The organism is Pseudomonas protegens, assembly GCF_003732485.1.
Classification (GTDB): Bacteria; Pseudomonadota; Gammaproteobacteria; order Pseudomonadales; family Pseudomonadaceae; genus Aquipseudomonas; species Aquipseudomonas protegens_B.
The window spans coordinates 226,288-252,937 of sequence record NZ_MOAK01000036.1; the positions used below are offsets into that span (position 1 = coordinate 226,288).

General features: G+C 63.7%; 26 protein-coding genes and 1 pseudogene. 18 read left to right on the forward strand and 9 right to left on the reverse strand.

The features are described from left to right. Together BLX41_RS34760 and aroQ are read right to left on the reverse strand one after the other, a co-directional pair. Nucleotides 1-170 (reverse strand): annotated as a pseudogene (locus BLX41_RS34760) (shikimate dehydrogenase); the annotation flags it as partial. Next, entirely contained in the window at nucleotides 167-616 is a 450-nt protein-coding gene (gene aroQ / locus BLX41_RS07935) for a type II 3-dehydroquinate dehydratase (RefSeq protein WP_123724435.1), read from the reverse strand. The pseudogene BLX41_RS34760 and the gene aroQ, both read right to left, overlap by 4 nt. Nucleotides 617-742: 126 nt before the next feature. Here aroQ and BLX41_RS33575 point away from each other — a divergent pair, with 126 nt between their 5' ends. The 8 genes from BLX41_RS33575 to BLX41_RS07975 all read left to right on the forward strand — a co-directional run bounded on the left by BLX41_RS33575 (nucleotide 743) and on the right by BLX41_RS07975 (nucleotide 10,879). After that, a complete protein-coding gene (locus BLX41_RS33575) occupies nucleotides 743-955 on the forward strand; it encodes a hypothetical protein (protein WP_185073449.1) in 213 nt (70 codons plus the stop codon). Between the two features lie 92 nt (nucleotides 956-1,047). Then, nucleotides 1,048-1,569 (forward strand): RNA polymerase sigma factor, encoded by a 522-nt coding sequence (locus tag BLX41_RS07945; protein ID WP_123724608.1) that lies wholly within the window; start codon nucleotides 1,048-1,050, stop codon nucleotides 1,567-1,569. A gap of 63 nt (nucleotides 1,570-1,632) precedes the next feature. Next, nucleotides 1,633-2,646 (forward strand): FecR family protein, encoded by a 1,014-nt coding sequence (locus BLX41_RS07950; RefSeq protein WP_123724436.1) that lies wholly within the window; start codon nucleotides 1,633-1,635, stop codon nucleotides 2,644-2,646. Nucleotides 2,647-2,777: 131 nt separating this feature from the next. Beyond that, entirely contained in the window at nucleotides 2,778-5,483 is a 2,706-nt protein-coding gene (locus BLX41_RS07955) for a TonB-dependent receptor (protein ID WP_123724437.1), read from the forward strand. Between the two features lie 83 nt (nucleotides 5,484-5,566). Next, nucleotides 5,567-6,184: a heme acquisition protein HasA gene (locus tag BLX41_RS07960; RefSeq protein ID WP_123724438.1), complete on the forward strand. Its 618-nt coding sequence runs from the start codon at nucleotides 5,567-5,569 to the stop codon at nucleotides 6,182-6,184. 218 nt (nucleotides 6,185-6,402) lie between these two features. After that, nucleotides 6,403-8,199, forward strand: a complete 1,797-nt coding sequence (locus BLX41_RS07965) for a type I secretion system permease/ATPase (protein WP_123724439.1) — start codon at nucleotides 6,403-6,405, stop codon at nucleotides 8,197-8,199. Next, nucleotides 8,196-9,545 carry an HlyD family type I secretion periplasmic adaptor subunit gene (locus BLX41_RS07970; RefSeq protein WP_123724440.1) on the forward strand — a complete coding sequence of 450 codons (1,350 nt, stop codon included), beginning with the start codon at nucleotides 8,196-8,198 and terminating at the stop codon, nucleotides 9,543-9,545. Before BLX41_RS07965 ends, BLX41_RS07970 begins: the two co-directional genes overlap by 4 nt. Then, the gene (locus tag BLX41_RS07975; protein WP_123724441.1) at nucleotides 9,542-10,879 is read left to right on the forward strand and encodes a TolC family outer membrane protein; all 1,338 of its coding nucleotides are present in this window, start codon (nucleotides 9,542-9,544) and stop codon (nucleotides 10,877-10,879) included. Before BLX41_RS07970 ends, BLX41_RS07975 begins: the two co-directional genes overlap by 4 nt. Nucleotides 10,880-11,274: 395 nt before the next feature. Here BLX41_RS07975 and trmA read toward each other — a convergent pair whose 3' ends face one another. Both trmA and BLX41_RS07995 read right to left on the reverse strand, forming a co-directional pair. After that, complete coding sequence (gene trmA / locus BLX41_RS07990) at nucleotides 11,275-12,354, reverse strand: tRNA (uridine(54)-C5)-methyltransferase TrmA (RefSeq protein ID WP_123724442.1); 1,080 nt, start codon at nucleotides 12,352-12,354, stop codon at nucleotides 11,275-11,277. Continuing rightward, nucleotides 12,351-13,646 (reverse strand): NCS2 family permease, encoded by a 1,296-nt coding sequence (locus tag BLX41_RS07995; RefSeq protein ID WP_123724443.1) that lies wholly within the window; start codon nucleotides 13,644-13,646, stop codon nucleotides 12,351-12,353. The genes trmA and BLX41_RS07995 overlap by 4 nt, the downstream gene beginning before the upstream one ends. Nucleotides 13,647-13,853: 207 nt before the next feature. On the opposite strand from BLX41_RS07995, the gene BLX41_RS08000 reads away from it, so the two are divergent. Both BLX41_RS08000 and BLX41_RS08005 read left to right on the forward strand, forming a co-directional pair. Continuing rightward, nucleotides 13,854-14,303 (forward strand): DUF4879 domain-containing protein, encoded by a 450-nt coding sequence (locus BLX41_RS08000; protein WP_123724444.1) that lies wholly within the window; start codon nucleotides 13,854-13,856, stop codon nucleotides 14,301-14,303. A 66-nt stretch (nucleotides 14,304-14,369) separates the two neighbouring features. Beyond that, nucleotides 14,370-14,921 (forward strand): DJ-1 family glyoxalase III, encoded by a 552-nt coding sequence (locus BLX41_RS08005; protein ID WP_065363647.1) that lies wholly within the window; start codon nucleotides 14,370-14,372, stop codon nucleotides 14,919-14,921. Between the two features lie 3 nt (nucleotides 14,922-14,924). Here BLX41_RS08005 and BLX41_RS08010 read toward each other — a convergent pair whose 3' ends face one another. Together BLX41_RS08010 and BLX41_RS08015 are read right to left on the reverse strand one after the other, a co-directional pair. After that, the gene (locus BLX41_RS08010; protein WP_053160128.1) at nucleotides 14,925-15,215 is read right to left on the reverse strand and encodes a HigA family addiction module antitoxin; all 291 of its coding nucleotides are present in this window, start codon (nucleotides 15,213-15,215) and stop codon (nucleotides 14,925-14,927) included. Between the two features lie 15 nt (nucleotides 15,216-15,230). Continuing rightward, nucleotides 15,231-15,509, reverse strand: a complete 279-nt coding sequence (locus tag BLX41_RS08015) for a type II toxin-antitoxin system RelE/ParE family toxin (protein WP_011063591.1) — start codon at nucleotides 15,507-15,509, stop codon at nucleotides 15,231-15,233. Between the two features lie 437 nt (nucleotides 15,510-15,946). Between BLX41_RS08015 and BLX41_RS08020 the strand changes: the two genes are divergently transcribed. Next, on the forward strand, nucleotides 15,947-16,243 hold the full coding sequence (locus tag BLX41_RS08020; RefSeq protein ID WP_019096028.1) for a hypothetical protein: 297 nt from the start codon (nucleotides 15,947-15,949) through the stop codon (nucleotides 16,241-16,243). A 34-nt stretch (nucleotides 16,244-16,277) separates the two neighbouring features. Here BLX41_RS08020 and BLX41_RS08025 read toward each other — a convergent pair whose 3' ends face one another. Further along, a complete protein-coding gene (locus tag BLX41_RS08025) occupies nucleotides 16,278-17,516 on the reverse strand; it encodes an MFS transporter (RefSeq protein WP_123724445.1) in 1,239 nt (412 codons plus the stop codon). Nucleotides 17,517-18,089: 573 nt separating this feature from the next. Here BLX41_RS08025 and BLX41_RS08030 point away from each other — a divergent pair. The 3 genes from BLX41_RS08030 to BLX41_RS08040 all read left to right on the forward strand — a co-directional run bounded on the left by BLX41_RS08030 (nucleotide 18,090) and on the right by BLX41_RS08040 (nucleotide 20,820). Further along, nucleotides 18,090-19,529, forward strand: a complete 1,440-nt coding sequence (locus tag BLX41_RS08030; RefSeq protein ID WP_123724446.1) for a cytochrome ubiquinol oxidase subunit I — start codon at nucleotides 18,090-18,092, stop codon at nucleotides 19,527-19,529. Nucleotides 19,530-19,532: 3 nt separating this feature from the next. Further along, nucleotides 19,533-20,540 (forward strand): cytochrome d ubiquinol oxidase subunit II, encoded by a 1,008-nt coding sequence (gene cydB / locus BLX41_RS08035; RefSeq protein ID WP_123724447.1) that lies wholly within the window; start codon nucleotides 19,533-19,535, stop codon nucleotides 20,538-20,540. 112 nt (nucleotides 20,541-20,652) lie between these two features. Then, nucleotides 20,653-20,820 carry a DUF2474 domain-containing protein gene (locus BLX41_RS08040; RefSeq protein WP_011063586.1) on the forward strand — a complete coding sequence of 56 codons (168 nt, stop codon included), beginning with the start codon at nucleotides 20,653-20,655 and terminating at the stop codon, nucleotides 20,818-20,820. Between the two features lie 96 nt (nucleotides 20,821-20,916). On the opposite strand, the gene BLX41_RS08045 is transcribed toward BLX41_RS08040, so the two are convergent. Beyond that, nucleotides 20,917-22,041: a methyltransferase gene (locus BLX41_RS08045; RefSeq protein ID WP_123724448.1), complete on the reverse strand. Its 1,125-nt coding sequence runs from the start codon at nucleotides 22,039-22,041 to the stop codon at nucleotides 20,917-20,919. 224 nt (nucleotides 22,042-22,265) lie between these two features. Between BLX41_RS08045 and BLX41_RS08050 the strand changes: the two genes are divergently transcribed. Beyond that, nucleotides 22,266-23,042, forward strand: coding sequence for a ferredoxin--NADP reductase (locus tag BLX41_RS08050; RefSeq protein ID WP_123724449.1), 777 nt, complete (start codon nucleotides 22,266-22,268; stop codon nucleotides 23,040-23,042). A gap of 48 nt (nucleotides 23,043-23,090) precedes the next feature. On the opposite strand, the gene mscL is transcribed toward BLX41_RS08050, so the two are convergent. Next, nucleotides 23,091-23,504 (reverse strand): large-conductance mechanosensitive channel protein MscL, encoded by a 414-nt coding sequence (gene mscL, locus BLX41_RS08055; protein ID WP_123724450.1) that lies wholly within the window; start codon nucleotides 23,502-23,504, stop codon nucleotides 23,091-23,093. A gap of 287 nt (nucleotides 23,505-23,791) precedes the next feature. Here mscL and katB point away from each other — a divergent pair, with 287 nt between their 5' ends. The 3 genes from katB to BLX41_RS34765 form a co-directional block, all read left to right on the forward strand. Further along, nucleotides 23,792-25,333 (forward strand): catalase KatB, encoded by a 1,542-nt coding sequence (katB, locus tag BLX41_RS08060; protein WP_123724451.1) that lies wholly within the window; start codon nucleotides 23,792-23,794, stop codon nucleotides 25,331-25,333. A 114-nt stretch (nucleotides 25,334-25,447) separates the two neighbouring features. Continuing rightward, nucleotides 25,448-25,987, forward strand: coding sequence for an ankyrin repeat domain-containing protein (locus BLX41_RS08065; RefSeq protein WP_123724452.1), 540 nt, complete (start codon nucleotides 25,448-25,450; stop codon nucleotides 25,985-25,987). 45 nt (nucleotides 25,988-26,032) lie between these two features. Beyond that, nucleotides 26,033-26,650 (forward strand): DUF7125 family protein (locus tag BLX41_RS34765; protein WP_259744544.1); only part of this gene is annotated, 618 nt, incomplete at its 3' end.

The following is a 26,650-nucleotide window of genomic DNA, read 5'->3' on the forward strand; positions in this document are numbered from 1 at the left end:
AGCAGATCGGGCAGGGCGCTGCTGTCGAGTCCCAGTTGATCCAGGTCGATCAGTCGATAGAGGTAGCGCAGGTTCTGCGCGTCGCCTTCGTGTTCATGCAGGGCCGGGGTCCGCGAAGCCTGGATGCCGGCGCCGATCAGCCCGGCCAGAACGCCTGTGTGCAGCGTCATGCGCCTTGCTCCTTGAACCGCCGGCTGAAGTGCTCCAGCGCCAGGCGATAGCCGTGACTGCCAAAGCCGCACATCACCGCCAGGGCAATACCCGAGACAAAGGAGTGATGGCGGAACGGTTCGCGGGCATGGACGTTGGACAGGTGCACTTCGATCACTGGCAGTTCACTGGCCACCAGCGCATCGCGGATCGCCACCGAAGTGTGGGTCCAGGCGGCGGGGTTGATCACGATGCCGGCGCAGCGGTCGCGGGCGGCGTGGATCCAGTCCAGCAACTCGCCTTCGTGGTTGGTCTGGCGAAACTCCACGGCCAGACCGAACTCCTCGGCGGCACGGCCGCACAAGGCCGAGACATCGGCCAGGGTTTCGTGGCCGTAAGTGGCAGGTTCACGGGTGCCGAGCAGGTTCAGGTTCGGGCCGTTAAGCACCAGAACGATAGGACGCATGGGGGTAGATCTCCGTTGTTATTGTCAGCCTCGGGAGAGGGTACGAGGCACTGGGGAGGTAAATTGTACTAACTGGTTAATTTGGTCAATTGATGGTCGAGAGGTGAGGCCGGAAAGGGTGATTAAGTGTTCGATAATCGAACGCTGTTATTGGCGAAGGGCGTGGCCAGGCCTTGCTCGGCAATGAATGAAACAGGCGACCCGGTTGGTCGTGTCCCGCAATGGTCGGCACAGTCGCGCGGCGAAGGCTCGGGCGGCGCGCCTGAACGGCAAGAAGGGCGGCCGCGCAAGGTCGAGGTGCCAGCCCAGGTCCTGGAGAGCGGCTCGCAACTGCCGTAACCGTTCGCTAATGAATACTGATATCAATTGAAAATCATTCTCGACTGGCCTTAAGATGCCCGGCAATTTCCTTCATGTTCCAGGGAGTCGGTTTGTCGGACGTGGATCTCAAGGGACTGTTTCTCAAGCATGCCGCGACCTTGCGTGGGTACCTGGCGCGCAAGGTACGGGACCCGCAGTTGGCCGCAGATCTGGTGCAGGAGAGTTTTCTGCGGCTGGCCGAGCAAACGCGCGGTGAGCGGATCGACAACTCCCAGGGCTATCTCTACCGCACGGCGAACAATCTGCTGATCGACCATGTGCGTCAGGAGGCGCGGCGCAAGACCGAGACCGTGCCCCATGAAGTGCTGGCCGATATCGAGGATGAGGCGGCCGGGTTGGAGGCTCAGGCGATGGCGCAACAACAGCGCAAGGCACTGAAACAGGCGATCATGGAGCTGCCTGCGCGGACCCAGGAAATCTTTCGCCTCAACCGTATCGAAGGCATGACCCACGCCGAGGTGGCCCGGCACCTGAATATCTCCGACAGCTCGGTGCAAAAGCACCTGTCCCGGGCGCTGGCGTACGTGATGCAACGCCTGCAGGCTACCGACGGTCGGCCGGTCGACGAGTGAGTTACGGTAAAAGTCGGGGTCAGACGTCACTGCTTATATATAACGAGAAATCGAGATTCACACGTGAATAGCCAGGGTTCGCAAGAGCGCAGTATCACCGAGGCCGCCGCCGACTGGGCGGTGCGTTTGCAGGCGGGAGGGCTGAGCGCCACCGAGCAGGCGGAGCTTGCCCAGTGGCAGGCCGCCGACCCGCGTCATCCCCAGGCCCTGGTGTTTGCCCGGCAGACCTGGGATGCCCTGGGCGAGTTGCGCCTGGACCCCGAGCTGGCGGCCACTGCCGCGCCTCGGCGCCAGGCGGGGCGGCCCGCGGCGGCAGTTCAGCGCCCGCGCCGTCGACGCGGACCGGTGCGGGCCGCCAGTGCGGCCATGCTGGTTCTGGCGGTCGCCCTGGGCTGGCTGCAAGGGCCGCAGGCGCTGCTGTACCTGCAGGCAGACTACCTGACCGGCAAGGGCGAGGTGCGCAGCGTGCAACTGACCGATGGCAGCAAGGTGGAGCTGGATTCGGGCAGCGCCATTCGCCTGGATTACAGCGGCGACAAGCGTCAGATCCAATTGCTGGCCGGCTCCGCAGTATTTGATGTGGCGCCCATGGCCGGTGATGAGAAACGACCGTTTATCGTGCAGAGTGCCGGCGGCCAGACCCGGGCCCTGGGCACTCGTTTTGTGGTCGGGCGCGAGAGCGATCAACAAGCCTGGGTCGGCGTGTTGCAGCACAGTGTCGCGGTGAGCCTGGATGCCCCGGCGCAACACGGTGCTTCCGAGCGGGTTCTGCAGGAGGGGCAGAGCGTGCGCTATGACCCGCAGTCGGGGGTGGTGGCGCTTGATGGGCTCGACCTGCAGCGGGCCACCAGTTGGCGGCGCGGCGTCCTGGTGTTCGACCGCCAGCCCTTGGGCCTGGTGGTGGAGCGCCTCAATCGCTATCGGCCGGGGCGGGTGGTGCTGACCAACAGTGCCCTGGCCCAGCGTCAGGTCAGCGGTGTCTTCCGCCTGGACATGCTCGATGCAGCCCTGGTTACCCTGACCCAGGAATTGCAGGTGCAGCGTTTCGACCTGGCCGGCGTCAGCCTGATTTACTGAGGCCTGCGGGCCTTTTTCCAGCCTTTTGCAAAATAATTGAAAAAAACCTTACTGAGTTTTCCTGCCTGGCACGTCTAGCTAATTGAGATGCATTCGCATAAACAAAAATAGCCGGCGCAGGAATAAGGGACATGAGGGTAGGCAGTCGCACTGGAGTTCACGCCGCAAGTCGTTTGGCCCTGGCCATTCACTTGGGTGTAGCAGGGCTGTTGGCAGGAGGCGGTTTGCTGCACGCGGCAGAGCCTGTGGGCGCAGCCACGCAGAGCGCTCAGCAGCAACGCGAGCTGGATTTCGATATCCCTGCCCAGGCCCTCGGCAGTGCAGTGCTGGCTTTTGCCGAACAGGCCGGGGTGCAGGTGCTGTTCGACAGCCTGCGCCTGCATGGCTTGCACAGCTCGCCGCTCAAGGGGCGCTACAGCGCCGAGGAAGGGCTGGCCCGGCTGCTGGGCAATGCGCCGGTGCAGTACCGCTTCACCGGCGAGCGCCAGGTGACCCTGAGCCGGGTGGAAACCGGTCGTGATGGCGCCCTGGCCTTGGCCCCCACCACGATTTCCGGCGACCTCGAAGGCCGTCAGAGCGATTGGGTATACAACGCGCCGCGCTCGGTGAGCGTGGTCGGTCGTGAGCAACTTGATCGCAATCCACCGCGGCACGCGGCCGAGATGCTGGAGGAAACTTCCGGTGTGTATTCGGCGGTCAGCCAGCAGGACCCGGGCGTGTCGGTGAATATCCGCGGTATCCAGGACTATGGTCGGGTCAACATGTCGGTGGACGGCATGCGCCAGAACTATCAGCAGAGCGGCCACCAGCAGCGCAACGGAACGCTCTATGTCGACCCCGAACTGCTCTCCGAAGTGGTGGTGGAGAAGGGCGCCACCTCCACCATGGGTGGGGCCGGCGTGATTGGCGGGGTCGCCAACTTTCGCACCATTGAGGCCCGCGACCTGCTCAAGCCCGGCCAGGAGATCGGTGGCCGAATCCGCCTGACCACCGGCCTGGGCGGCCGAAGCAACGGCACCCACTTCATCGGCAGTTCCGCCTTCGCCATCGGCACCGAGGTCTGGGACATGCTGTTGGCCGCCAGTGAGCGGCACCTGGGTGACTACCAACCGGGGACCAAGGGCGGCATTGGCGAATTGCGCACCGGGAGCTGGATGGACCCGTCGATCAATGACCGGGTGAAGCGTTCCAAGGTGGCCTATTCCGCTTCCGTGATGCGCTCGCGCCTGGCCAAGCTGGGGCTCAACCTGCCCCAGGACCAGCGCCTGCAACTGAGCTACCTGACCACCCAGGTGTCCTACGACGACGCCAACATGATGAACGTCGAGAACAAGGAGCAGCTTTGGGAGAAGCTCGGCAGCAGCAATGTACGCTCGCAGAACGTCGGCCTCGACTACAGCTACACCCCGGACAACCCGCTGATCGACTTCAAGGCCAAGCTCTACTACGTCGACAACAGCAATGACCAGAGCACCCTCAAGCGCCGCAGCAGCCCTGGCTACTCGATCACCTACCAGACCGATACCTATGGCGCCCAGGCGCAGAACACTTCGACCTTTGCCCTGGGCGCGCTGTCCACGTTGAAGGCCAACTACGGCCTGGAATTCTTCTACGACAAGGTCCGCCCCGACTCCAGCCAGCCGGTGCCCAAGGGCTCGGCGGTCAGCGCCTCGCCGGCGGCCAGCATGACTCCCGAGGGCGATCGTGCCTTGGGCAGCCTGTTCACTCGCCTGGACTTCGATTACGACGGTTGGCTGAATCTCAATGCCGGCTTGCGTTACGACCGCTACCGCCTGCGGGGCGAAACCGGGATCAACACCCGCACCTTCGTGATCGGCAAGACGCCCCAGCAGATCTCGGTGCCGGTGGCCTATGACATCGACAACCAGGAAGGGCGCTTCTCGCCGACCTTCGGCCTGTCGGTCAAGCCCGGCGTCGAGTGGCTGCAGTTGTTCGCCAGCTATGGCAAGGGCTGGCGGCCACCGGCGGTGACCGAAACCATGATCACCGGACGCCCCCATGGCGGAGGTTCGGAGAGCACCTTTCCCAACCCCTTCCTCAAGCCGGAGCGCTCCACCACCTGGGAGGCGGGGTTCAACATCTTCAAGGAAAACCTCTGGCTCAACGATGACCGCCTGGGGATCAAGGTGGCGTACTTCGATACCCGGATCGACGACTTCATCTATATGGCCATGGGCGTGCAGCCCCCTGGCTACGGCTCGCCCGGCATCGGCAACAGTGCCTATGTCAACGACCTCAGCAGCACCCGCTTCAAGGGCGTCGAGTACCAGCTCGACTATGACGCGGGCCACGCCTATGGCCAGTTGAACTACACCCGCATGATTGGCGACAACGATTTCTGCACGAAAATCGCCTGGCTGGGAGGTGTGACCCAGCCAGTGAAGAATGGCAGCGGGCGTGGCGCGATCGTCACCAGCATGCGCCCGGATGATGCCGCCAACAGTGCCAGCCGCTGCAATGCCGCGATCCTCGGTTCGGCCGAACACATGCCCATGGACCGCGGCACCCTGACCCTGGGCGCACGCTTTTTCGACCGCAAGCTGGATATCGGCGCCCGGGCCCGCTACAGCGCCGGCTATTCGATCGCCGGCTCCGCCACCGGCACCGTGAGCCAGACCGGCGTCTACCCGGCCGACTGGAAGCCCTACACCGTCTACGACCTGTATGGCAGCTACCGGGCCACTGAAGAACTGACCCTGCGCCTGGCCATGGAAAACGTCACCGACCGCGCCTACCTGGTGCCCCTCGGCGATGTCCTGGCCTTCACCCTCGGCCGTGGCCGCACCTTGCAGGGCACCGTGGAGTATCAGTTCTGACCGCTTTTGCCCATTGATGGGCAAAACCGCAGCAGGCAGTGGCGTGCTGCGGACATGACCCCCCTAATGTATTGGAGTTTTGCATGAGCATTTCGATCTCTTACAGCGCTACCTACGGCGGTAATACTGTTGCGCAATACCTGACTGACTGGTCGGCCTACTTCGGTGACGTCAACCACCGCCCAGGCCAAGTGGTTGATGGCACCAATACCGGTGGTTTCAACCCGGGCCCGTTCGACGGCACCCAGTACGCCATCAAGAGCACTGCCAGCGACGCGGCCTTCGTGGCCGACGGCAACCTGCACTACACCCTGTTCAGCAACCCGAGCCACACCCTGTGGGGCTCGCTGGACACCGTTTCCCTGGGCGACACCCTCGCCGGTGGTTCGGGCAGCAACTACAACCTGGTCACCCAGGAAGTCAGCTTCACCAACCTGGGCCTCAACAGCCTGAAGGAAGAAGGCCGTGCAGGTGAAGTGCACAAGGTGGTCTACGGCCTGATGAGCGGCGACAGCTCGGCACTGGCCGGCGAGATCGATGCCCTGCTCAAGGCGATCGACCCAAGCCTGTCGGTGAACTCCACTTTCGACGACCTGGCCGCCGCCGGTGTTGCCCACGTCACCCCAGCGGCCGCCGCCGCAGCCGATGTCGGCCTGGTGGGTGTGCAGGACGTGGCCCAGGACTGGGCGCTGGCCGCCTGAGTGCAGGCCTGAGGCATAAAAAAGCGAATGCAGGATCGCTCCTCCATTCGCTGGCTTGACTCACCTCCGTCGCCCGAGTTTTCGAAGGCCTGGGCGGCGGCGGTGGCAAATTCTGGGGAGCGCCGTGGTGCCTGTCAACGCACGGGGCGCGCCTCTTGTCGTTCCGCTCTGCCCGAGCGGAAGGCCCTGTATCCCTAAACTCTCCACAGGACACCTTGATGAGCAGGCCGAATCCACTTGCCGCTTCCGAGACGCTGGCGGCCTTGACGGCCTACAAGGGCGGCTTTTTCAACATCGGCCTGTTCTCGGCGGTGATCAACCTGCTGATGCTGGCCCCGGCCCTTTACATGCTGCAGGTCTACGACCGGGTGCTGGCCTCGGGCAATCAGATGACCCTGCTGATGCTGACGCTGATGATCCTCGGCCTGTTCAGCCTGATGGGGGCGTTGGAGTGGGTGCGTAGCCAGGTGGTGATCCACCTCGGTACCCAGATGGACATGCGCCTGAACCAGCGGGTGTATGACGCCGCCTTCGAAGCCCAGCTCAAGGGCAGCCCCCAGGCCGCCGGCCAGGCCTTGAACGACCTGACCGCGCTGCGCCAGTTCGCCACCGGCAACGCCTTGTTCGCCTTCTTCGATGCGCCCTGGTTTCCGGTCTACCTGCTGGTGATCTTCCTCTTTCACCCCTGGCTCGGCCTGCTGGCCCTGGCCGGTGCGGTGTTGCTGGTGGTGCTGGCCTGGATCAACCAGCATATCTGCCAGGCACCGCTGGCCCAGGCCAGCCAGTTGTCGATCATCACCAGCCAACAGGCCACGGCCAACCTGCGCAATGCCGACGCGATCGAAGCCATGGGCATGCTCGGCGCCCTGCGCGAGCGCTGGTTCATCGGCCACCAGGGCTTTCTCGCCCAGCAGAACCTGGCCAGCGAAAAGACCGCCACCATCAGCGCCTGGTCCAAGGGCGTGCGCATGGCCCTGCAGTCCCTGGTGCTGGGCCTGGGCGCGTGGCTGGCGGTGCAGGGCCAGATCACCCCGGGGATGATGATCGCCGGCTCGATCCTCATGGGCCGGGTGCTCAGCCCCATCGACCAGTTGATCGCGGTCTGGAAGCAATGGAGTTCGGCGCGCCTGGCCTACGAGCGTTTGTCCGAGTTGTTGCAGGCTAACCCGCCGCGCCCGGCACGCATGAGCCTGCCGACGCCCAAGGGCAAGTTGAGTGTCGAACAGTTGAGCGCCTGTGCCCCGGGCAGCCGTTGCCCGGCCTTGAGCAACCTTGGCTTCACCCTGGAGGCTGGCCAGGTGCTGGGGGTGATCGGCCCTTCCGGCTGTGGCAAGTCGACCCTGGCCCGGCTGCTGGTGGGGGCCTGGACACCGCTGGCCGGCAAGGTGCGCCTGGATGGCGCGGACCTGGCTCAGTGGGACAGGCAGCAACTGGGGCCACATATCGGTTACCTGCCCCAGGACATCCAGCTGTTCGCCGGCAGCATCGCCGAGAACATCGCGCGTTTTGCCCAGCTGGACTCGGATCAGGTCCTGCAGGCCGCCCAAATGGCCGGGGTGCACGAACTGATCCTGCAATTGCCCCAGGGCTATGACACGCGCCTGGGCGAGGGCGGTGCCGGGTTGTCCGGCGGCCAGCGCCAGCGCATTGGCCTGGCCCGGGCCCTGTATGGCCTGCCGGCGCTGATCGTGCTCGACGAGCCCAATTCCAACCTTGATGAAGCCGGCGAGCAGGCGCTGTTGCAGGCCATCTCCCAGCTCAAGCAACGGCAGCGGACCCTGGTGCTGATCACCCACAAGCCCAACGTGCTGACCCTGACCGACCAGTTGATGATCCTGCGCGACGGCCAGTTGCAGGCCTACGGCCCTACGGCGCGGGTGCTGGAGGCGAATCAGAAGGCCAAGGCCGCGCCGCCGCCGGCTGTACCGATGAGCAATCCGGCGAGCAGCCCGGTGACCAGCTTGAACATGAACTACCGCCTGGGCGTGGCCGGCGGCGAAGGGAAAAAGGCATGAAGGCGAATTTATCCACAGGTCCTGCTGCGCCGGTCGCGGGGCCGGCCGCCAGCAATGTGTTGTCCCTGGACGACAGGAAGTACTCACGGCTCGGCTGGCTCCTGGTGCTGGGAGGTTTTGCCGGGTTTATCGGCTGGGCCGCCCTGGCGCCGCTGGACAAGGGCGTGGCGGTGTCGGGCAAGGTCATGGTCTCGGGCCATCGCAAGACCGTGCAGCACCAGAGCGGCGGCATTGTCGAGCGGATCGAGGTCAAGGAGGGCGACCGGGTCAGCGCCGGGCAAGTGCTGTTGCGCCTCAACGAGACGCCGCTGCGCGCCCAGATGCAGTCCCTGCGCAGCCAGTACCTGGGCTCGCTGGCCAGCGAAGCGCGGCTCAATGCCGAGCGCGATGGCGCCAGCGATATCGTCTTCGACCCGCAACTTCAGGACCTGGCCAGCGAGCCGGACGTGGCCGCCAGCCTGGCGCTGCAACGGCAGCTGTTCAGCAGCCGGCGCCAGGCCCTGAGCATGGAGCAGCAGGGGATTGCCGAAACCATCGCCGGCTCCGAGGCGCAGTTGCGCGGCACCCGGGATTCCCAGGCCAGCAAGCTGGCGCAGCGCAAAGCTTTGAACGAACAGCTGCAAGGCCTGCGGGAACTGGCCCGGGACGGCTACATCCCGCGCAACCGGCTGCTGGACAGCGAGCGCCTGTACGCGCAGATCGATGGCTCGATCGCCGAGGACTTCGGCCGCATCGGCCAGTTGCAGCGGCAGATCCTCGAACTGCGCTTGCGCATCCGCCAGACCACCGAGGATTTCCAGAAAGACCTGCGCAGCCAGTTGGCCGATACCCGGGTGCGTACCGAGGACCTGCGCAATCGCCTGGCTTCCGCCGAGTTCGAACTGGCCAACAGCCAGGTGCGCGCCCCGGCCGCCGGGGTGGTGGTGGGGCTGGAGGTGTACACCGAGGGCGGGGTGATCAAGCCGGGCCAGCCGCTGATGGACATCGTGCCCCAGGACGAGCCGTTGCTGGTGGAGGCGCGGGTGCCGGTGCAACTGGTGGACAAGGTGCACCCGGGGCTGCCAGTGGAGCTGATGTTCTCGGCCTTCAACCAGAGCACCACGCCCAGGGTGCCGGGGGAGGTGACCCTGGTGTCCGCCGACCGGCAGGTGGATGAGCGCACCGAGGAGCCCTATTACACCTTGCGCGCCACGGTCAGCGCCCAGGGCATGCAGCAGTTGCAGGGGTTGCAGATCCGTCCGGGGATGCCGGTGGAGGCCTTTGTCCGTACCGGCGAGCGCTCGATGCTCAATTACCTGTTCAAGCCCCTGCTGGACCGTACTCACATGGCATTGGTGGAAGAATGATTCGAGCCTGGTGGTACTTGCCTGTGCTGTGCCTGTTGAGCAGCCCTTCGGCTCAGGCCCTGGGTTTGCTCGATGCCTACGATCTGGCCTTGCGTAACGACCCGACCTTCCAGGCGGCGATCAAGGAGCGCGATGCCGGGGAAGAGAACCGGGCCATTGGCCGTGCCGGGCTGCTGCCGAACCTGTCCTGGAGCTATAACAATTCGCGCAACCAGTCCGAAGTGACCCAGGAGACCGTTCGCGGTGATGTCACCAATGACCGGGACTACCGCAGCTACGCCTCGACCCTGACCCTGCAGCAGCCGCTGCTGGACTACGAAGCCTATGCACGCTACCGCCAGGGCTCGGCCCAGGCGCTGTTTTCCGATGAGCGCTTTCGTGGCAAGAGCCAGGAACTGGCGGTACGCCTGCTCAGTGCCTACAGCCAGGCGCTGCTGGCCCAGGAGCGCATCGAACTGAGCCGGGCGCAGAAGCGTGCCTACGCCGAACGCTTGCAGCTCAACGAACGCCTGCTCAAGGGCGGCGAGGGCACCCGCACCGATGTGCTGGAGACCCAGGCCCGGCTGAGCCTGGCCCTGGCGCAGGAGATCGAGGCCCAGGACCAGCAGGATGCCGCCCTGCGCGAGCTGCAAGCCATCGTTGGCGAACCGTTGCAGATCGACGAATTGGACCCGCTGACCCGGCAGTTCCAGATCCAGCCGCTGCTGCCCAACCGCTTCGACAGCTGGCGTGACCTGGCCATGGCCAACAACCCGGACCTGGCGTCCCAGCAGCAGGCGCTGCGAGTGGCGGAGTATGAAGTGGAGCGCAAGCGCGCCGGGTACCTGCCCAAGGTGAGTTTGTATGCCAGCAGCCGTCAGACCAGTTCCGATTCGGAAAGCTCCTACAACCAGAAGTACGACACCAATACCGTGGGCATCCAGGTCAGCCTGCCGCTGTTTGCCGGGGGTTCGGTATCGGCCTCGACCCGCCAGGCGGCCAGCCAGCTGTCCCAGGCGCAGTTCGAACTGGACGCCAAGACCGCCACCACCCTCAACGAACTGCGCAAGCAGTTCAACCTCAACACCAGCGCCGCGGCCAAGGTCCGGGCCTATGAAATGGCCGTCAGCTCTGCGGAGGCGCTGGTGACCGCGACCCAGAAGAGCGTGCACGGCGGCGAGCGGGTCAACCTGGATGTACTGGACGCCGAGCAACAACTGTTCACCGCCCGCCGCGACCTGGCAGATGCCCGGCATGCCTACCTGTTGGCGCGGATCCAGCTCAAGTTCTACGCCGGCCTGCTCAACGAACAGGACCTGCAGCAACTGGCCGGTTACTTCCGCCCCACGGGCTGACACCACTGCGCCTGCACCTACCCCTGTAGGAGCTGGCTTGCCAGCGAAGGCGCCGGCCGTGTTGGCGCAGGTCTCAAGGGCCTCTTCGCCGGCAAGCCGGCTCCTACGGAGGAGGTCGTTACGTCTGGTTTGGCCTTGTAGGAGCTGGCTTGCCAGCGAAGGCGTCGGTCGGGTTGGCGCAAGGCTCAGGGGCCTCTTCGCCGGCAAGCCGGCTCCTACGGAGAGGGGCGTTACGTCTGGTTTGGCCTTGTAGGAGCTGGCTTGCCAGCGAAGGCGTCGGTCGGGTTGGCACAAGGCTCAGGGGCCTCTTCGCCGGCAAGCCGGCTCCTACGGAGGGGGAGGGCTGCGGAATGACAACGGCCGTCTCGAGGACGGCCGTTGGGGAGCGGGGCAAATCAGCGGCGGGTCAGCAGGACCCCGGATTCCATATGGTGGGTCCAGGGGAACTGGTCGAACAGCGCACAACGGGTGATGCAGTGGGTGTCGTGCAACTGGGCGATGTTGGCCGCCAGGGTTTCCGGGTTGCAGGAGATGTACAGGATGTTGTCGAAGCGCCGGGTCAGCTCGCAGGTGTCCGGGTCCATGCCGGCCCGGGGCGGGTCGACGAATACGCTGCCGAACTCGTAGCTCTTCAAGTCCACGCCCTGCAGGCGGCGGAACGGACGCACGTCGTTCAAGGCTTCAGTCAGCTCCTCGGCGGACAGACGCACCAGGGTGACGTTATCCACAGCGTTTTCGCTGAGGTTGCTCAAGGCCGCATTCACCGAGGTCTTGCTGATCTCGGTGGCCAGCACCTTGCGCACCCGGGTGGCCAGGGGCAGGGTGAAGTTGCCGTTGCCGCAGTACAGTTCCAGCAGGTCGTCCTGGCGCTCGCCCAGGGCTTCATAGGCCCAGTTGAGCATCTTCTGGTTCACCGTGCCGTTGGGCTGGGTGAAGGCGCCTTCGGGCTGGCGGTAGCTGAAGGTACGCCCGCCGACTTCGAGCTTTTCCACTACGTAGTCCTGGCCGATGACTTCGCGCTTGCCCTTGGAACGGCCGATCACGCTGACCTTGAGGTCGGCGGCCAATTGGCTTGCCGCCTTGTGCCAGTGCTCGTCCAGGGGGCGGTGGTAGCACAGGGTGATCATCGCGTCGCCGGCCAGGGTGGTGAGGAACTCCACTTGGAACAGCTTGTGGCTCAGGGCGCTGCTGGCTTGCCAGGCGGCCTTGAGCTGGGGCATCAACTGGTTGATGCGCTGGCTGGCGATGGGGAACTCTTCAATGAGGATCGGCGTGCGCTTGTCGTCCTGGGAGAACATCGCGTAATGGCGTTCACCGGCCTCGCGCCACAGGCGGAATTCGGCCCGCAGGCGGAAGTTCTGCAGGGGCGAGTCGAAGACCTGGGGCTCGGGCGCAGCGAAGGGCGCCAGCAGGTCACGCAGGCGCGTGACCTTATCGTTCAATTGGGCGCTGTAGCTTGCGGGGTCAAAAGTCATGCGGCGAACCAACCCAGCTTGATAACGAACAGAATCGACAGGATCACCAGGGGCGCGTTCAGCTCACGGGCGCGGCCCGACAGCAGCTTGATCGCGGTCCAGGCAATGAAGCCGAAGGCGATGCCGTTGGCGATCGAATAGGTGAACGGCATGGCCAGGGCGGTGACCACCACCGGGGCGGCGACGGTGATGTCTTCCCAGTCGATTTCCGCCAGGCCCGAAGTCATCAGCACGGCGACGAACAGCAGTGCCGGCGCGGTGGCAAATGGTGGCACGCTGGCCGCCAGCGGCGAGAAGAACAGCGCCAGCAGGAACAGAATCGCCACCACGATGGCGGTCAGGCCGGTGCGGCCACCGGCGCTCACGCCCGCCGCGGATTCGATGTAGCTGGTGGTGGTCGAGGTGCCCAGCAAGGAACCGGCCATGGCGGCGGTGCTGTCGGCGATCAGCGCCCGGCCCATTTTCGGCATGTGACCGTCCTTGCCCATCAGGCCGGCGCGCTTGGCGACGCCGATCAGGGTGCCGGAGTTGTCGAACAGGTCGACGAACAGGAAGGCGAAGATCACGCTCACCAGACCAATGTCCAGGGCGCCCTTGATGTCCAGTTGCAGGAAAGTCGGGGCCAGGGACGGAGGCATCGAGGTCACGCCGGCGAACGGGGTGAAGCCCATGATGATCGAGGCAATGGTCACCGCGAGGATGCCGATCAGCACCGCCCCGCGCACTTTCAGCGCTTCCAGGGCGACGATCAGGGCAAAGCCCAGGGTGGCGAGGATCGGCGCCGGTTTTTTCAGATCACCCAGGCCGACCATGGTGGCCTGGTTGCTGACCACGATGCCGGCGTTATGCAGGGCGATCAGCGCCAGGAACAGGCCGATACCGGCGGCAATCGCCGAGCGCAGCGGCAGGGGGATGCTGTTGATGATCCATTCGCGGATCTTGAAGATCGACAGCAGGAAGAACAGCACCGCCGAGATGAACACCGCACCCAGCGCTACTTGCCAGGTGTGGCCCATGTGCAGGACCACGGTGTAGGTGAAGAAGGCGTTCAGGCCCATGCCCGGGGCCAGGGCGATCGGGTAGTTGGCGATCAGGCCCATGATGGTGGAGCCGATGGCGGCCGCCAGGCAGGTGGCAACGAACAGGGCGCCCTTGTCCATGCCCGTCTCGCCGAGAATGCTCGGGTTGACGAAAAGAATGTAGGCCATGGCCAGGAAGGTGGTAACGCCCGCAAGAATCTCGGTGCGCACGTTGGTGTTGTGTGCCTTGAGTTGAAACAGCCTTTCCAGCATGTCTGCTCCCCGTGGCGCCGCCGGGCGCCGTGAATGTATCGACTCCAACAGCAAAGCACAGACTTTATAAGGTGCCTGTGGATTTGCCCTGGGTCGGAAAAAGCCGCGCATCATACCAGCAGCGTGGGCCAATGGCTGCGATCGTCGGCGATGTTTTGCACTGCTGGCAAGTAGCGCATACTGCGCGCTGCTTTTAAGGGGGGATTTATGCGCAGCACAGTGAAAATGACAGCATTGACGCTGCTGGGGGCAGCGGCCTGCTGGTTGGCGGCTCCGGCCCTGGCGCGTTCGGCGCCGCCATTGAGCCAGGTGGAAATTCTCAAGGTGCTGTCACCTTCCTGCGGCCTGGAGGATGTCTCCGACGGCCGTGAACGCACCCAGTGCGATCACAACGGCCCGAACATCAAGGTCTACGTGCTGGAGATCGGCTACGGCCGCGAGCCCCATGTGACCCTGGACGGCTTCGAGGTCGATGGCACCCGCTCGCCGGTGTGCGAGGACGGCTCCAGCTATGTGCCCTGCGGCAACTCGGGGACTACCGTCGGCTATGTCTATGTCTTCGACCTGGCGGGCAAGCAGGAGGGCACCTTCAGCTTTCGCAACACCTCGCTCAACGCCCCGGGCAACAGCCTGGGCGCGCAGATCTACATCAAGTGACGGCGCCCTGAACGGCAGCCGGCAAAGCTGACTAAGCTCTAAAGACCTCCACGCGGAGTCATCCCCATGACCTTCAGAGCCCTGGTCACCCTTGCCGAAGGCATCGACGACCTGCAAAGCGTGACCCTGATCGACGTATTGCGCCGTGCCGAAGTCGAAGTGCTGGCCGCCAGCGTCGAAGGCCGGCGCATGCTCACCTGCGCCCGGGGCACCCGCTTGACCGCCGACGCCATGCTGGTGGACGTGCTGGCCCAGCGCTTCGACCTGATCGTATTGCCCGGCGGCGCGGTGGGCGCCCAGCACCTGGCGGCCCATCAACCGCTGCAGCAACTGCTCAAGGATCAGGCCGCAGCGGGACGCCTGTTCGCCGGCATCGCCGAAGCCCCGGCCCTGGCCTTGCAGGCGTATGGCGTGCTGCGCCAGCGGCGCATGACCTGCCTGCCCAGCGCCAGCCATCATCTGCTGGGCTGCACCTTTGTCGACCAGCCGGTGGTGGTGGACGGTAACTGCATCACCGCCCAGGGCTCCGCCGCGGCCCTGGCGTTTGCCCTGGCCCTGGTGGAAGCGCTGTGCGGTCGCGGCAAGCGCGCCAAGGTGGCTGGAGAGCTGCTGGTTTAGGGCTCAGCCAACATGGGCCACGATGGGCTCGATCACCGGTTGCAGTTCCTGCTCGGTGTGCCATATGTCGTAATCGGCCTGTACCGCCAGCCAGACCTTGGCCTTGCCGATTCCGGCGCGTTCCAGCTTGACCGCCAGTTCCGCGCGGATTGGCGCATGGCCGTTCAACACCTTGGACAGGTGCGGGCGGGCGTAGCCGATATGCCGCGCGAGCTCCGTCACGCTGATGCCCAGTTCGGGCAAGATATCCAGGCGCAGGGTGTCACCGGGGTGGGGCGGGTTGTGGATGGGCATGATCCTGCCTCCTGTTCAGTGGTAGTCCAGATAATCCACCAGCTCGATATCCGAACCTACGAAACGAAAGATCACTCGCCAGTTGCCGGACACCACCAGGGACCAGTAGCCAAGCAGGTCGCCCCTGAGCGGGTGCAGCCGCCAGCCCGGCAGATTGAGGTCTGCCGGTTCGCTGGCGTGATCCATGAACGACAGCTGGCGGGCCAACCGGCGTGCATGCTCGGCCCGTATTCCACGAGTCGACCCGGTTTCATAGAAGGCGCGCAGGCCTTTGTGCTGAAAGGACTTGATCATGGGGTGCGAGTGTAAGGTGATACCTTACACGCTTCGTAGCGGTTTTGTATTGCAGAGAATGATCAATAACCTGTTACGAGGCCCCCTACGGGGCGTTTCTCTGTCGCAGCTCGGTTCGGCAAGGAGTCGGGCACGGGGCTTGTGAACGGGTAACAAAGGCTAACCAGCCGCTTGTTGCACCGCCCGTCCCATCACCCCTATAGTTCGCGCCGTCGCTGCCAATTCAGCGGCCGGGTTTGGTCACCCGAAATTAGAAGGCGCACGCGCCACCCTGGTTTGCAGGCACTTTTTCGTGTCCGCACGCTTAATGGTGGGCTGTGCGCGGGACACCTTCGGGTGTGCCGGGTGCCTTCTTCCCGGTTGACCAACCTGTGCACAGTCCGCCACCCATCGTTTGGTCACGATTGGGGCGGTCATTCATAAAGAAGGATCTAATGATGAATACCCCGGAAACTGCTGCTCACTATGTGCCGCTTAAATCCAACATAAGCCGGCCAGGTGTGTTTTTTATCAACGCCAATGCCTCCCCTGAGGCGCTGCACGAAGCCGCCGAGCAGCGCATGCGCACGGCTGCCAACCTGCTGGAAACCCTCTGCTGCCTGAACTTCAGCCACGGCGATGTGAAGGACATCCCGCACATCATCGACGTGCTCTATGTACTGACGCAGGATGGTTGCGACCTGCTGGAGGCGGCGAAATGGCGAGCCGCTGCTGAAGCTCAGCCCAGCCACTGAGGCTTGAACCTGGCCGCGCCAGCCCGGCGCGGCTTCAGGCCTTGGGTTGCTCGACCCGTTCGATCATCCGGTCACGCTGGGCCAGGGTCGGGAACAGCTTGATCCAGACGCCGGTCACCAGCAGCGTGCCGACCCCGCCCAGCACCACCGCCGGCACCGTGCCGAACCAGTGGGCTGTCAGCCCGGATTCGAACTCCCCCAACTGATTCGAAGCGCCGATGAACAGGCCGTTCACCGCGCTGACCCGGCCGCGCATTTCGTCCGGGGTCTCCAGTTGCACGAAGGAGGCGCGGATCACCATGCTGATCATGTCCGCCGCCCCCAGCACCACCAGCACCGCCAGGGAAAACCAGAACGAGGTCGAGAGGCCGAAGGCGATGGTGGCCACGCCGAATACTCCGACGGCGGTGAACATCACCCGCCCGACCTTGCGCTCGACGCTAAAGCGCGCCAGCCAAAGCGACATCAGCAGAGCACCCACCGCCGGTGCCGAACGCAGCAGGCCCAGGCCCCAGGGTCCGGTCAGCAGGATGTCCTTGGCGAACACCGGCAAGAGTGCAGTGGCACCGCCTAGCAGCACGGCGAACAGATCCAGGGAAATGGCGCCGAGAATGTCCGGGCGGCTGCGGATGAAGCGAATCCCCGCCAGCAGCGAGTCCAGGGTGGCCTTGCCCTTGTTCAGTGGTGTCTGCCGGGCCGGCAGGTTGAGCATCAGCAGGCAGGCAATTACATAGAGGATCACGGTTGGGCCATAGACCCAGACGCTGCCGAAGGCGTACAGCAGCCCGCCCAGGGCCGGGGCGACGATGGTCGCCGACTGCTGCGCCGATTGCGCGGCGGCCACCGCCCGGGGAAACAGCGCCGCGGGCACGATGCTCGGCAGCAGGGCCTGGGTGGTGGGCATTTCGAAGGAGCGGGCGCCGCCGAGCAGGAAGGCCAGGATGAAGATCATTTCCCGGGTGACGCTGTCGGTCAGGCTGCCGACGGCCAGGGCCAGGGCGATCAGGGCTTGCAGCGACTGGCAGATGGCCGCCACCCGACGCCGGTCGTAGCGGTCGGCCACATGCCCGGTGTGCAGCATGAACAGCACCCGCGGGGCGAATTCCACCAGCCCCACCAGGCCCAGGTCCAGCACATTGCCGGTCAGTTGGTAGAGGTTCCAGCCAATGGCCACGGTGAGCATCTGGAAGCCGCTGGCGGTAAAGATCCGCGCCAGCCAGAACGCGATGAACGGACGATGGTGACGGAGCAGCAGAGGGTCTTGGCTGGGCATCGGGCGGTAGATCTGAGCGGGGAGTGCCACGAGATTATCACCAAGATGTAACCAATAGTTGCAGTCCGGGGAAAATTCGTTAGCCGCGCATCTATCTTGTTTCTCGCTCGAACACCTGGTCGCGAACCCTGTAGCCGCTGCCGCAGGCTGCGAACGGCTCTGGAGGAGACGCCAGGATCTTGAATACGCCGCAGGCTCGACGGGAAATCACCAGCCAAGGCCCTGCGTACCGAACGCGGCCCGGCCTTTCGCAGCTTCGCAGGCTCAGCAGCGGCTACAGGCGTTTTGTGTGGGAAAAAGCCGGGAAACCCCCGGTCTTGAGAGGGTGAGGCAAGCTGTCACGCGGCAAATAACCACAGAGTTGCATGGCGAAATTAGGACTACTCTTTCAACGTTGCTTGATCCAGATCAAAACCTTTTTGCAAAGGCTGATGTGGTGGCCCAAGTGCCAGACTCCCTGCGTAGCGATGGTTTAAAAAAGAACGAATCCGAATTCGCCGCACTCCATATCCGTGGGGGCAGTGGGTGCAGGCCTCTGGCCGGCAGCCGGTATTACCTGATAGAGGAAAGCTTATGTTCGGTTTAGAGGCTCTTGATCTCGCCCGAATTCAGTTCGCGTTCACCATCTCGTTCCATATCCTGTTCCCGGCGATCACCATCGGCCTGGCGAGCTACCTGGCGGTACTCGAAGGCCTCTGGCTGAAGACCCGCGACGACACCTACCGCGATCTCTACCACTTCTGGTCGAAGATCTTTGCCGTCAACTTCGGCATGGGCGTGGTCTCCGGTCTGGTGATGGCTTACCAGTTCGGCACCAACTGGAGCCGCTTCTCGGATTTTGCCGGTTCGGTCACCGGCCCCCTGCTCACCTATGAAGTGCTCACGGCCTTCTTCCTTGAGGCCGGTTTCCTCGGGGTGATGCTGTTCGGCTGGAACAAGGTCGGGCGCAAGCTGCACTTCTTCTCCACGGTGATGGTGGCCATCGGCACCCTGATTTCGACGTTCTGGATCCTCTCGTCCAACAGCTGGATGCAGACGCCCCAGGGCTATGAAATCGTCAATGGCCAGGTGATCCCGGTGGATTGGCTGGCGGTGATCTTCAACCCGTCATTCCCCTATCGCCTGGCGCACATGGCTGTAGCGGCGTTCGTCGCCACGGCGTTCTTCGTCGGTTCGTCGGCAGCCTGGCACTTGCTGCGCGGGCGGGACAACCCGGCCATTCGTCGCATGCTGTCGATGGCCATGTGGATGGCCCTGATCGTGGCGCCGGTGCAGGCGGTGATCGGCGACTTCCATGGCCTCAATACCCTCAAGCACCAGCCGGCGAAAATCGCCGCCATCGAAGGCCACTGGGAAAACGTCGGCAACGAGCCGACCCCGCTGATCCTCTTCGGCTGGCCGGACATGAAGGCCGAGAAAACCCGCTTCGCGGTGGAAATCCCTTACCTGGGCAGCCTGATCCTCACCCACTCGCTGGACAAGCAGGTGCCGGCGCTCAAGGAGTTCCCACCCGAGGACCGGCCCAACTCGACCATCGTCTTCTGGTCGTTCCGGATCATGGTCGGCCTGGGCATGCTGATGATCTTCACCGGCCTGTGGAGCCTCTGGCTGCGCAAGCGCGACACCCTCTACACCTCGCGCCCGTTCCTGTACCTGGCGTTGTGGATGGGCCCATCCGGGTTGATCGCGATCCTGGCCGGCTGGTTCACCACCGAGATCGGCCGCCAGCCGTGGGTGGTCTATGGCCTGATGCGCACGGCGGATGCCTCTTCCGGCCACAGCTTTGTGCAGATGAGCATCACCCTGGCGCTGTTCGTGGTGGTGTACTTCTCGCTGTTCGGCGTGGGTATCGGCTACATGATGCGCCTGGTGCGCAAAGGCCCGGTCACCAATGAAGGTGCCGAAACCAGCCACGGTGGCCCCGGCCAGCAACGCACCCCGGCCCGTCCGCTGTCCGCAGCCGACGATGACCACGACGCCGACCACGGCACCCGCCTGAACAAGGGGAACTGAGTCATGGGTATTGATCTTCCGCTGCTCTGGGCCGTGATTATCATCTTCGGCATCATGATGTACGTGGTCATGGACGGCTTCGACCTGGGGATCGGGATTCTCTTCCCGTTCGTCAAGGACGACCGCGACCGTGACGTAATGATGAACACCGTCGCGCCTGTCTGGGACGGCAACGAAACCTGGCTGGTACTGGGCGGCGCGGCGTTGTTCGGTGCCTTTCCGCTGGCCTACTCGGTGGTGCTCTCGGCACTCTACCTGCCGCTGATCCTGATGCTGGTCGGGCTGATCTTCCGCGGTGTGGCTTTCGAGTTCCGCTTCAAGGCCAAGGAAGACAAGCGCCACATCTGGGACAAGGCCTTCATCGGCGGCTCGGTGGCGGCGACCTTCTTCCAGGGCGTGGCCCTGGGGGCCTTCATCGATGGCCTGCCGGTGGTCAATCGGCAGTTCGCCGGTGGTTCCCTGGACTGGCTGACGCCCTTCACTCTGTTCTGCGGTCTGGCGCTGGTGGTGGCCTATGCCTTGCTCGGCTGCACCTGGCTGATCATGAAGACCGAAGGCAAGCTGCAGCAGCAGATGCATGACCTGGCACGACCCCTGGCTTACGTGGTGCTGGCGGTGATCGGCATTGTCAGTATCTGGACGCCCTTGGCCCACGCCGAGATCGCAGCACGCTGGTTCACCCTGCCGAATCTGTTCTGGTTCCTGCCGGTGCCGATTCTGGTGCTGGTGACCATGTACGGCCTGCTCCGTGCCGTGGCCCGCAACGCCCACTACACGCCGTTCCTGCTGACCCTGGTGCTGATCTTCCTCGGCTACAGCGGCCTGGGCATCAGCCTGTGGCCGAACATCGTGCCACCGTCGATTTCCATATGGGACGCCGCGGCGCCGCCACAAAGCCAGGGCTTCATGCTGGTGGGCACGCTGTTCATCATTCCGTTCATCCTGGGCTACACCTTCTGGAGCTACTACGTGTTCCGCGGCAAGGTCACCCACGAAGACGGTTACCACTAGGTAGGAGCCGGCTTGCCGGCGAAGGGGGCCTTGAGCCTTGTGCCCGGCTGGCCGGCGCTTTCGCTGGCCAGCCAGCTCCTACGAGGGTTTGGGTTAAGCAGGAGTTGCAGTTATGAGCGGTAAACACTCTTTGCAGGAAATCGAACAGGCGGAAAAGAAGCCGCTGTGGCAGCGCCTGGGTTGGCTGGTCATGATCTGGGGCGGCAGTGTCCTGGCCCTGTTCGTGGTCGCCAGCCTGATGCGCATGTTCATGAATGCCGCAGGCCTGACCACCCACTGATCATCCCATCCCGTTGCCTTGCGGCACGGTTTCAACCCTCCCTTGGTGGAGGGTTTTTTTTGCCTGTCGAAAAGGCCGCTGTGTTCTGGCGAGCCCTTACTTGCGGGCCTTGAGGATGACGAACTTGGGGGTTGCCGCCACTTGCTCGACGCCGCGGAACAGCCGCGCCAGCTTGCTGTGGTAGCCCAGGTGGCGGTTGCCGACGATGTACAGTGCGCCGCCCACTACCAGAGCTTCCCGGGCCTGCTGGAACATGCGCCAGGCGAGGAAGTCGCCCACTACCTGCTGCTGGTGGAATGGCGGGTTGCACAGCACCACCTCCAGGGATTGCGCTGCCTGGCCGGCCAGGCCGTCGCCGGCTCGCATTTCGGCTTCGCGCTCGCCCAGCACGGCCTGCCAGTTCTCCCGGGCCGACTGCACCGCCATGAAGGATTCGTCCACCAGGGTGTAATGGGCCTGGGGGTTGTCCAGGGCGCTGGCAATGGCCAGGACGCCGTTACCGCAGCCCAGGTCCGCGACCCGGGCGCTGCCGAGGTTCTGCGGCAGGTGCGGGAGGAAGGCGCGGGTGCCGATGTCCAGGCCTTCGCGGCAGAACACGTTGGCGTGGTTGAGCAGCTCGATGGCCGGCTGTTCCAGGCGATAGCGGGTCGGGTAGGGCGACACGACGGGCTGCTTGTCTTGCGGTGTGGCAATCAGCAGGCGAGCCTTTTTCACCGCCAGCGAGGCCTGGACCGGGCCGATGTAGCGCTCCAGCAAATCACCGGCGGCGCGGGGCAGGTGCTTGACCATGGCCGCCGCCACCACCTGGGCGCCGGGGGCCAGTTGCCCTTGCAGGCGGATCAGTTGCTCTTCCAGCAGGGCCAGGGTCTTGGGGACGCGGATCAGCACCCGGTCGAAGGGGCCGGCCAGGGGCTCGCTGGCCGGCACCACGCGCAGGGCGTCGAATGGCAGGCCGTTGCGCACCAGGTTCTTTTCCAGGGCCAGGGCACCGAGGTAGGAGTCGCCACTGCTGCTGACCTGGACCTTGCCCAGCAGGCTCGCGGCCAGGGCGCCGAAGCTGTCGTTGAGCACCAGCACCCGGGTGTCGCTGGCCGGTTGTTGTTCGGCCAGGTGATTGAGCAGGTATTCGTCCGCCGCGTCGAAGGCTTGCAGTGGCTCGTTCTGCTGTTCGGGCTGGCGGATCAGGTCGAGCTGGGCGAAGGGGCTTGCGAGCAGGGGCATGGGCGGACTCTAGGTAATCGGTGAATGTCCTGTCGGTGGGGAACATGGAGCGGACAGGAACCCTTGAACAGCCGCGGAACGGGCCGCAGGAGGGCGATTCAAAATGGGGGTAAATGGTACGTTTTTTTGCCGGCGATTGCCCGCGATCTATGCCATTACAAACCGCCGGTGTTTCTGCGCGGCGCTTTGCGGGACACTAGAGCATCGCTTTTGTGGAGTCCCTCATGACTGCCAGTGAAGAAAAGTACAGCCGCCAGACCCTGCTGGACGTCCAGCCGCTGACCTCGAGCCTGTTCACCTTGCGCACCACTCGGGATGCGGGTTTTCGCTTTCGGGCCGGGCAGTTTGCCCGCCTTGGCGTGACCAAGGCCGATGGCAGCACGGTGTGGCGCGCCTATTCCATGGTGTCGTCGCCGTTCGACGAGTTTCTCGAATTCTTTTCCATTGTGGTGCCCGGTGGCGAGTTCACCAGCGAGTTGAGTCGCCTGGAAGTGGGTGACAGCCTGCTGGTGGATCGTCAGGCCTTTGGCTATCTGACCCTGGATCGTTTCGTCGACGGCCGCGACCTCTGGCTGTTATCCACAGGCACCGGCATTGCGCCGTTCCTGTCGATCCTCCAGGACTTCGAAGTGTGGGAGAAATTCGAGCGCATCATCCTGGTCTACAGCGTGCGCGAGGCCAGGGAGCTGGCTTATCAGCAACTGCTTGCCGAGTTGCCGCAACGTGAGTATCTGGCGGAGTTCGCCCATAAGTTGCAGTTCATCAGTACCGTGACCCGCGAGCAGCACCCGGGCAGCCTCAACGGGCGTATCACCCAACTGATTGAGAACGGCGAGCTGGAGCGCGCCGCTGGCGTGCAACTGACCCCCGAGCATTCCCGGGTGATGCTCTGCGGCAACCCGCAGATGATCGATGACACCCGGGCCCTGCTCAAACAGCGAGGCATGAACCTGAGCCTGAGTCGACGGCCGGGGCAGGTGGCGGTGGAGAACTACTGGTAACAAAAACGGCGCCTTGAGGGCGCCGTGGTCTTATTGCAGGACTCGCCTTCAGGGCTTGTCGTTCTGAGCCTTGAGCAGATCGCGGATCTCCCCCAGCAGCTCTTCTTCCTTGGTCGGTACCGGTGGCAGGGTAGGGGCCACGGCTTCTTCGCGTTTCAGGCGGTTGATCACCTTGACGCCCATGAAGATGGCGAAAGCGATGATGATGAAGTCGATGATGCTCTGGATGAACTTGCCATAGGCCAGAACCACCGCGGGTGTATCCCCCGCAGCCGCTTTCAGCGTGACCGCCAGGTCCCCGAAGTTCACCCCTCCGACCAATACGCCGATTGGCGGCATGACCACGTCACCCACAAAGGACGAGACGATCTTGCCGAACGCGGCGCCAATGATGATACCCACGGCCATATCGACCACATTACCTTTGACCGCGAAGGCCTTGAATTCACTTAGCACGCCCATAGGTTATTCCCTGTTGCAGATGAGGTTGGTTACGGCAGTGTAATTCAGCAAAAAGCATTTTGCCGAAACAACTTTTTATAGCTCGCGGGGCTATCGACCGATAAAGAGGCAAATAGTTTATTCAAAGTGCCATCAAATCGCGCGCGATATACCCCGCGCCCGACGATATAACCAGAACATTCTGTCAATCGAGCGGTTACGGCCTTTCTATTTATCTTTCAAATATTTAGTCACTAGCCTCTAGCAGGCGCATCGAGGTGCGCCTTATATAACTAGAGGAATACAACATGACCGCTTCTCTTGGCCTTGGGAGTCTTTCCCAGCGACGCGTACTGGGCGTGCTTGCCGCCAGTATGCTTTCCCTTTCCGTACAGGCCGCCACGCTAACCCGCGACAACGGTGCGGCAGTGGGCGACAACCAGAATTCGCAGACTGCGGGCGCCACCGGCCCGGTGCTGTTGCAAGACGTGCAGTTGATTCAGAAACTCCAGCGGTTCGACCGCGAGCGCATTCCAGAGCGTGTGGTGCATGCCCGTGGCACGGGTGCCCACGGTACTTTCACGGTAACCGACAACCTCACGGACTTGACCCGTGCCAAGGTGTTTGCCGCCGGCGAGACGACTCCGGTTTTTGTACGCTTCTCGGCGGTGGTGCACGGTAACCACTCTCCGGAAACCCTGCGCGATCCCCGCGGCTTTGCCACCAAGTTCTATACCGCGGACGGTAACTGGGATCTGGTGGGCAACAACTTCCCGACCTTCTTCATTCGTGATGCCATCAAGTTCCCGGACATGGTGCATGCGTTCAAACCCGATCCGCGCACCAATCTCGACGATGATTCGCGGCGTTTTGACTTCTTCTCCCATGTTCCGGAAGCCACCCGTACTCTGACCGAGCTGTATTCCAACTCCGGCACTCCGGCCAGTTACCGGGAAATGGACGGTAATGGTGTGCATGCCTACAAGTTGAGCAACGCCAAGGGCGAAGTGCACTACGTGAAGTTCCACTGGAAGAGCCTGCAAGGTCTGAAGAATCTCGACCCGAAACAAGTGGTGGAGGTACAGGGCCGCGATTACAGTCATATGACTAATGACTTGGTAACCCACATTAATAAAGGGGACTTTCCCAAGTGGGACTTGTATGTCCAGGTATTGAAACCCGAAGACCTGGCCAAGTTTGATTTCGACCCGCTGGACGCCACCAAGATCTGGCCCGGTGTGCCCGAGCGCAAAGTCGGGCAGATGGTGTTGAACCGCAATCCGGCCAACGTCTTCCAGGAAACCGAGCAAGTGGCCATGGCTCCGGCCAATCTGGTACCGGGGATCGAACCGTCGGAAGACCGTCTGCTGCAAGGCCGGGTGTTCTCCTACGCCGATACCCAGATGTACCGCATCGGCGCCAATGCCCTGCAACTGCCGATCAACGCGCCGAAGAACCCGGTGAACAACGGCAACCAGGACGGTGCGATGAACCTGGGCCACAGCAGCACGGGGGTCAACTACCAGCCAAGCCGCCTGATGCCGCGCCAAGAGCCGCAGACTGCGCGCTACAGCCAGATGGCGCTGGCGGGCAGCACCCAGCAGGCGAAGATCCAGCGCGAGCAGAACTTCAAGCAGGCCGGTGACCTGTACCGCTCCTTCAGCAAGAAGGAGCGCCAGGACCTGATCGACAGCTTCGGCGGCTCCCTGGCCACCACTGATGATGAGAGCAAGCACATCATGCTGTCGTTCCTTTACAAGGCCGACCCTGAATACGGCACCGGGGTAACCCAGGTGGCCAAGGGCGACCTGGCCCGAGTCAAGGCCCTGGCGGCCAAACTGAGCGACTGATGCTTCACGCCTTGTAGGCGCTGGCTTGCCAGCGAACGGAATACCACGCAGTACGGTGTAGTCCTTCGCCGGCAGGCCGGCTCCTACGCTTCTCAGGAAAAAAGGAGGTGTGTCATGCGCCTGTTCATTTCGCTGCTGACCCTGGCCTGGGCCCTGGCTGCCCATGCGCAGCCAACCGACCCGGTGGCGGTCAAGGTGCAGCTGGAAAACTACTATTTCGATGCCGCCCGCCGGGGCGATGTGGAAATGCTCGACACCTTTATCGCGGCCGGTTATTCCCTCGATACCCAGGATGAAAAGGGTTACACGGCACTGATTCTGGCCGCCTATCACGGCCAGGGTCCGGCAGTGGAGCGCCTGCTGGCCGCCGGTGCCAACGCCTGTGCCCAGGACAAGCGCGGCAACACGGCGTTGATGGGGGCAATCTTCAAGGGCGAGGTGCAGATCGCCCGACGCCTGCTGGCCGCCGATTGCAGCCCCGATCAACGTAATGGCGCCGGGCAGACCGCGGCCATGTACGCCGGGTTGTTCAAGCGGGTCGAGTTGCTGGACGCCTTGGCCGCCAAGGGCGCCGACCTGAATGCCGAAGACCCGCTGGGCAATAGCGCCACGCGCCTGGCCAGCGGGCAGATACGCACCACGGCGCCGCGCTGATCGGCTCCAGCTGAGCTATCATCGCGGTTTTTGCCGGGGGTTCAGATGGCCAAGGCCAAGCGCATGTACGGCTGCACCGAGTGCGGCTCCACCTTTCCCAAATGGGCCGGGCAATGCGGCGAGTGCGGGGCCTGGAACACCCTGACCGAGACCATGATCGAAAGCGGTGGTGCCGCAGCTCCCGCCGGGCGCACCGGCTGGGCCGGGCAGCAGGCGCAGATCAAGACCCTGGCGGAAGTCAGCGTCGAGGAAATCCCGCGTTTCTCCACCGCTTCCGGTGAACTCGACCGGGTGCTGGGCGGTGGCCTGGTGGACGGCTCGGTGGTGCTGATCGGTGGTGATCCGGGGATCGGCAAGTCGACCATCCTGCTGCAGACCCTGTGCAATATCGCCACGCGCATGCCGGCGCTGTACGTCACCGGTGAGGAATCCCAGCAGCAGGTGGCGATGCGCGCCCGGCGCCTGGGCCTGCCCCAGGATCAGTTGCGGGTGATGACCGAGACCTGCATCGAAACCATCATCGCCACGGCCCGGGTGGAAAAACCCAAGGTCATGGTGATCGACTCGATCCAGACGATTTTCACCGAGCAGTTGCAATCGGCCCCGGGCGGCGTGTCCCAGGTGCGCGAGAGCGCGGCCTTGCTGGTGCGCTACGCCAAGCAG

Bases quoted from the DNA above. Each gene is read 5' to 3' on its own strand.
- aroQ (WP_123724435.1), bottom strand. From the start codon at position 616: ATGCGTCCTATCGTTCTGGTGCTTAACGGCCCGAACCTGAACCTGCTC.
- BLX41_RS07955 (WP_123724437.1), top strand. From the start codon at position 2,778: ATGAGGGTAGGCAGTCGCACTGGAGTTCACGCCGCAAGTCGTTTGGCC.
- BLX41_RS07960 (WP_123724438.1), top strand. From the start codon at position 5,567: ATGAGCATTTCGATCTCTTACAGCGCTACCTACGGCGGTAATACTGTT.
- BLX41_RS07965 (WP_123724439.1), top strand. From the start codon at position 6,403: ATGAGCAGGCCGAATCCACTTGCCGCTTCCGAGACGCTGGCGGCCTTG.
- BLX41_RS07970 (WP_123724440.1), top strand. From the start codon at position 8,196: ATGAAGGCGAATTTATCCACAGGTCCTGCTGCGCCGGTCGCGGGGCCG.
- BLX41_RS07975 (WP_123724441.1), top strand. From the start codon at position 9,542: ATGATTCGAGCCTGGTGGTACTTGCCTGTGCTGTGCCTGTTGAGCAGC.
- trmA (WP_123724442.1), bottom strand. From the start codon at position 12,354: ATGACTTTTGACCCCGCAAGCTACAGCGCCCAATTGAACGATAAGGTC.
- BLX41_RS07995 (WP_123724443.1), bottom strand. From the start codon at position 13,646: ATGCTGGAAAGGCTGTTTCAACTCAAGGCACACAACACCAACGTGCGC.
- BLX41_RS08000 (WP_123724444.1), top strand. From the start codon at position 13,854: ATGCGCAGCACAGTGAAAATGACAGCATTGACGCTGCTGGGGGCAGCG.
- BLX41_RS08005 (WP_065363647.1), top strand. From the start codon at position 14,370: ATGACCTTCAGAGCCCTGGTCACCCTTGCCGAAGGCATCGACGACCTG.
- BLX41_RS08010 (WP_053160128.1), bottom strand. From the start codon at position 15,215: ATGCCCATCCACAACCCGCCCCACCCCGGTGACACCCTGCGCCTGGAT.
- BLX41_RS08015 (WP_011063591.1), bottom strand. From the start codon at position 15,509: ATGATCAAGTCCTTTCAGCACAAAGGCCTGCGCGCCTTCTATGAAACC.
- BLX41_RS08020 (WP_019096028.1), top strand. From the start codon at position 15,947: ATGAATACCCCGGAAACTGCTGCTCACTATGTGCCGCTTAAATCCAAC.
- BLX41_RS08025 (WP_123724445.1), bottom strand. From the start codon at position 17,516: ATGCCCAGCCAAGACCCTCTGCTGCTCCGTCACCATCGTCCGTTCATC.
- BLX41_RS08030 (WP_123724446.1), top strand. From the start codon at position 18,090: ATGTTCGGTTTAGAGGCTCTTGATCTCGCCCGAATTCAGTTCGCGTTC.
- cydB (WP_123724447.1), top strand. From the start codon at position 19,533: ATGGGTATTGATCTTCCGCTGCTCTGGGCCGTGATTATCATCTTCGGC.
- BLX41_RS08040 (WP_011063586.1), top strand. From the start codon at position 20,653: ATGAGCGGTAAACACTCTTTGCAGGAAATCGAACAGGCGGAAAAGAAG.
- BLX41_RS08045 (WP_123724448.1), bottom strand. From the start codon at position 22,041: ATGCCCCTGCTCGCAAGCCCCTTCGCCCAGCTCGACCTGATCCGCCAG.
- BLX41_RS08050 (WP_123724449.1), top strand. From the start codon at position 22,266: ATGACTGCCAGTGAAGAAAAGTACAGCCGCCAGACCCTGCTGGACGTC.
- mscL (WP_123724450.1), bottom strand. From the start codon at position 23,504: ATGGGCGTGCTAAGTGAATTCAAGGCCTTCGCGGTCAAAGGTAATGTG.
- katB (WP_123724451.1), top strand. From the start codon at position 23,792: ATGACCGCTTCTCTTGGCCTTGGGAGTCTTTCCCAGCGACGCGTACTG.
- BLX41_RS08065 (WP_123724452.1), top strand. From the start codon at position 25,448: ATGCGCCTGTTCATTTCGCTGCTGACCCTGGCCTGGGCCCTGGCTGCC.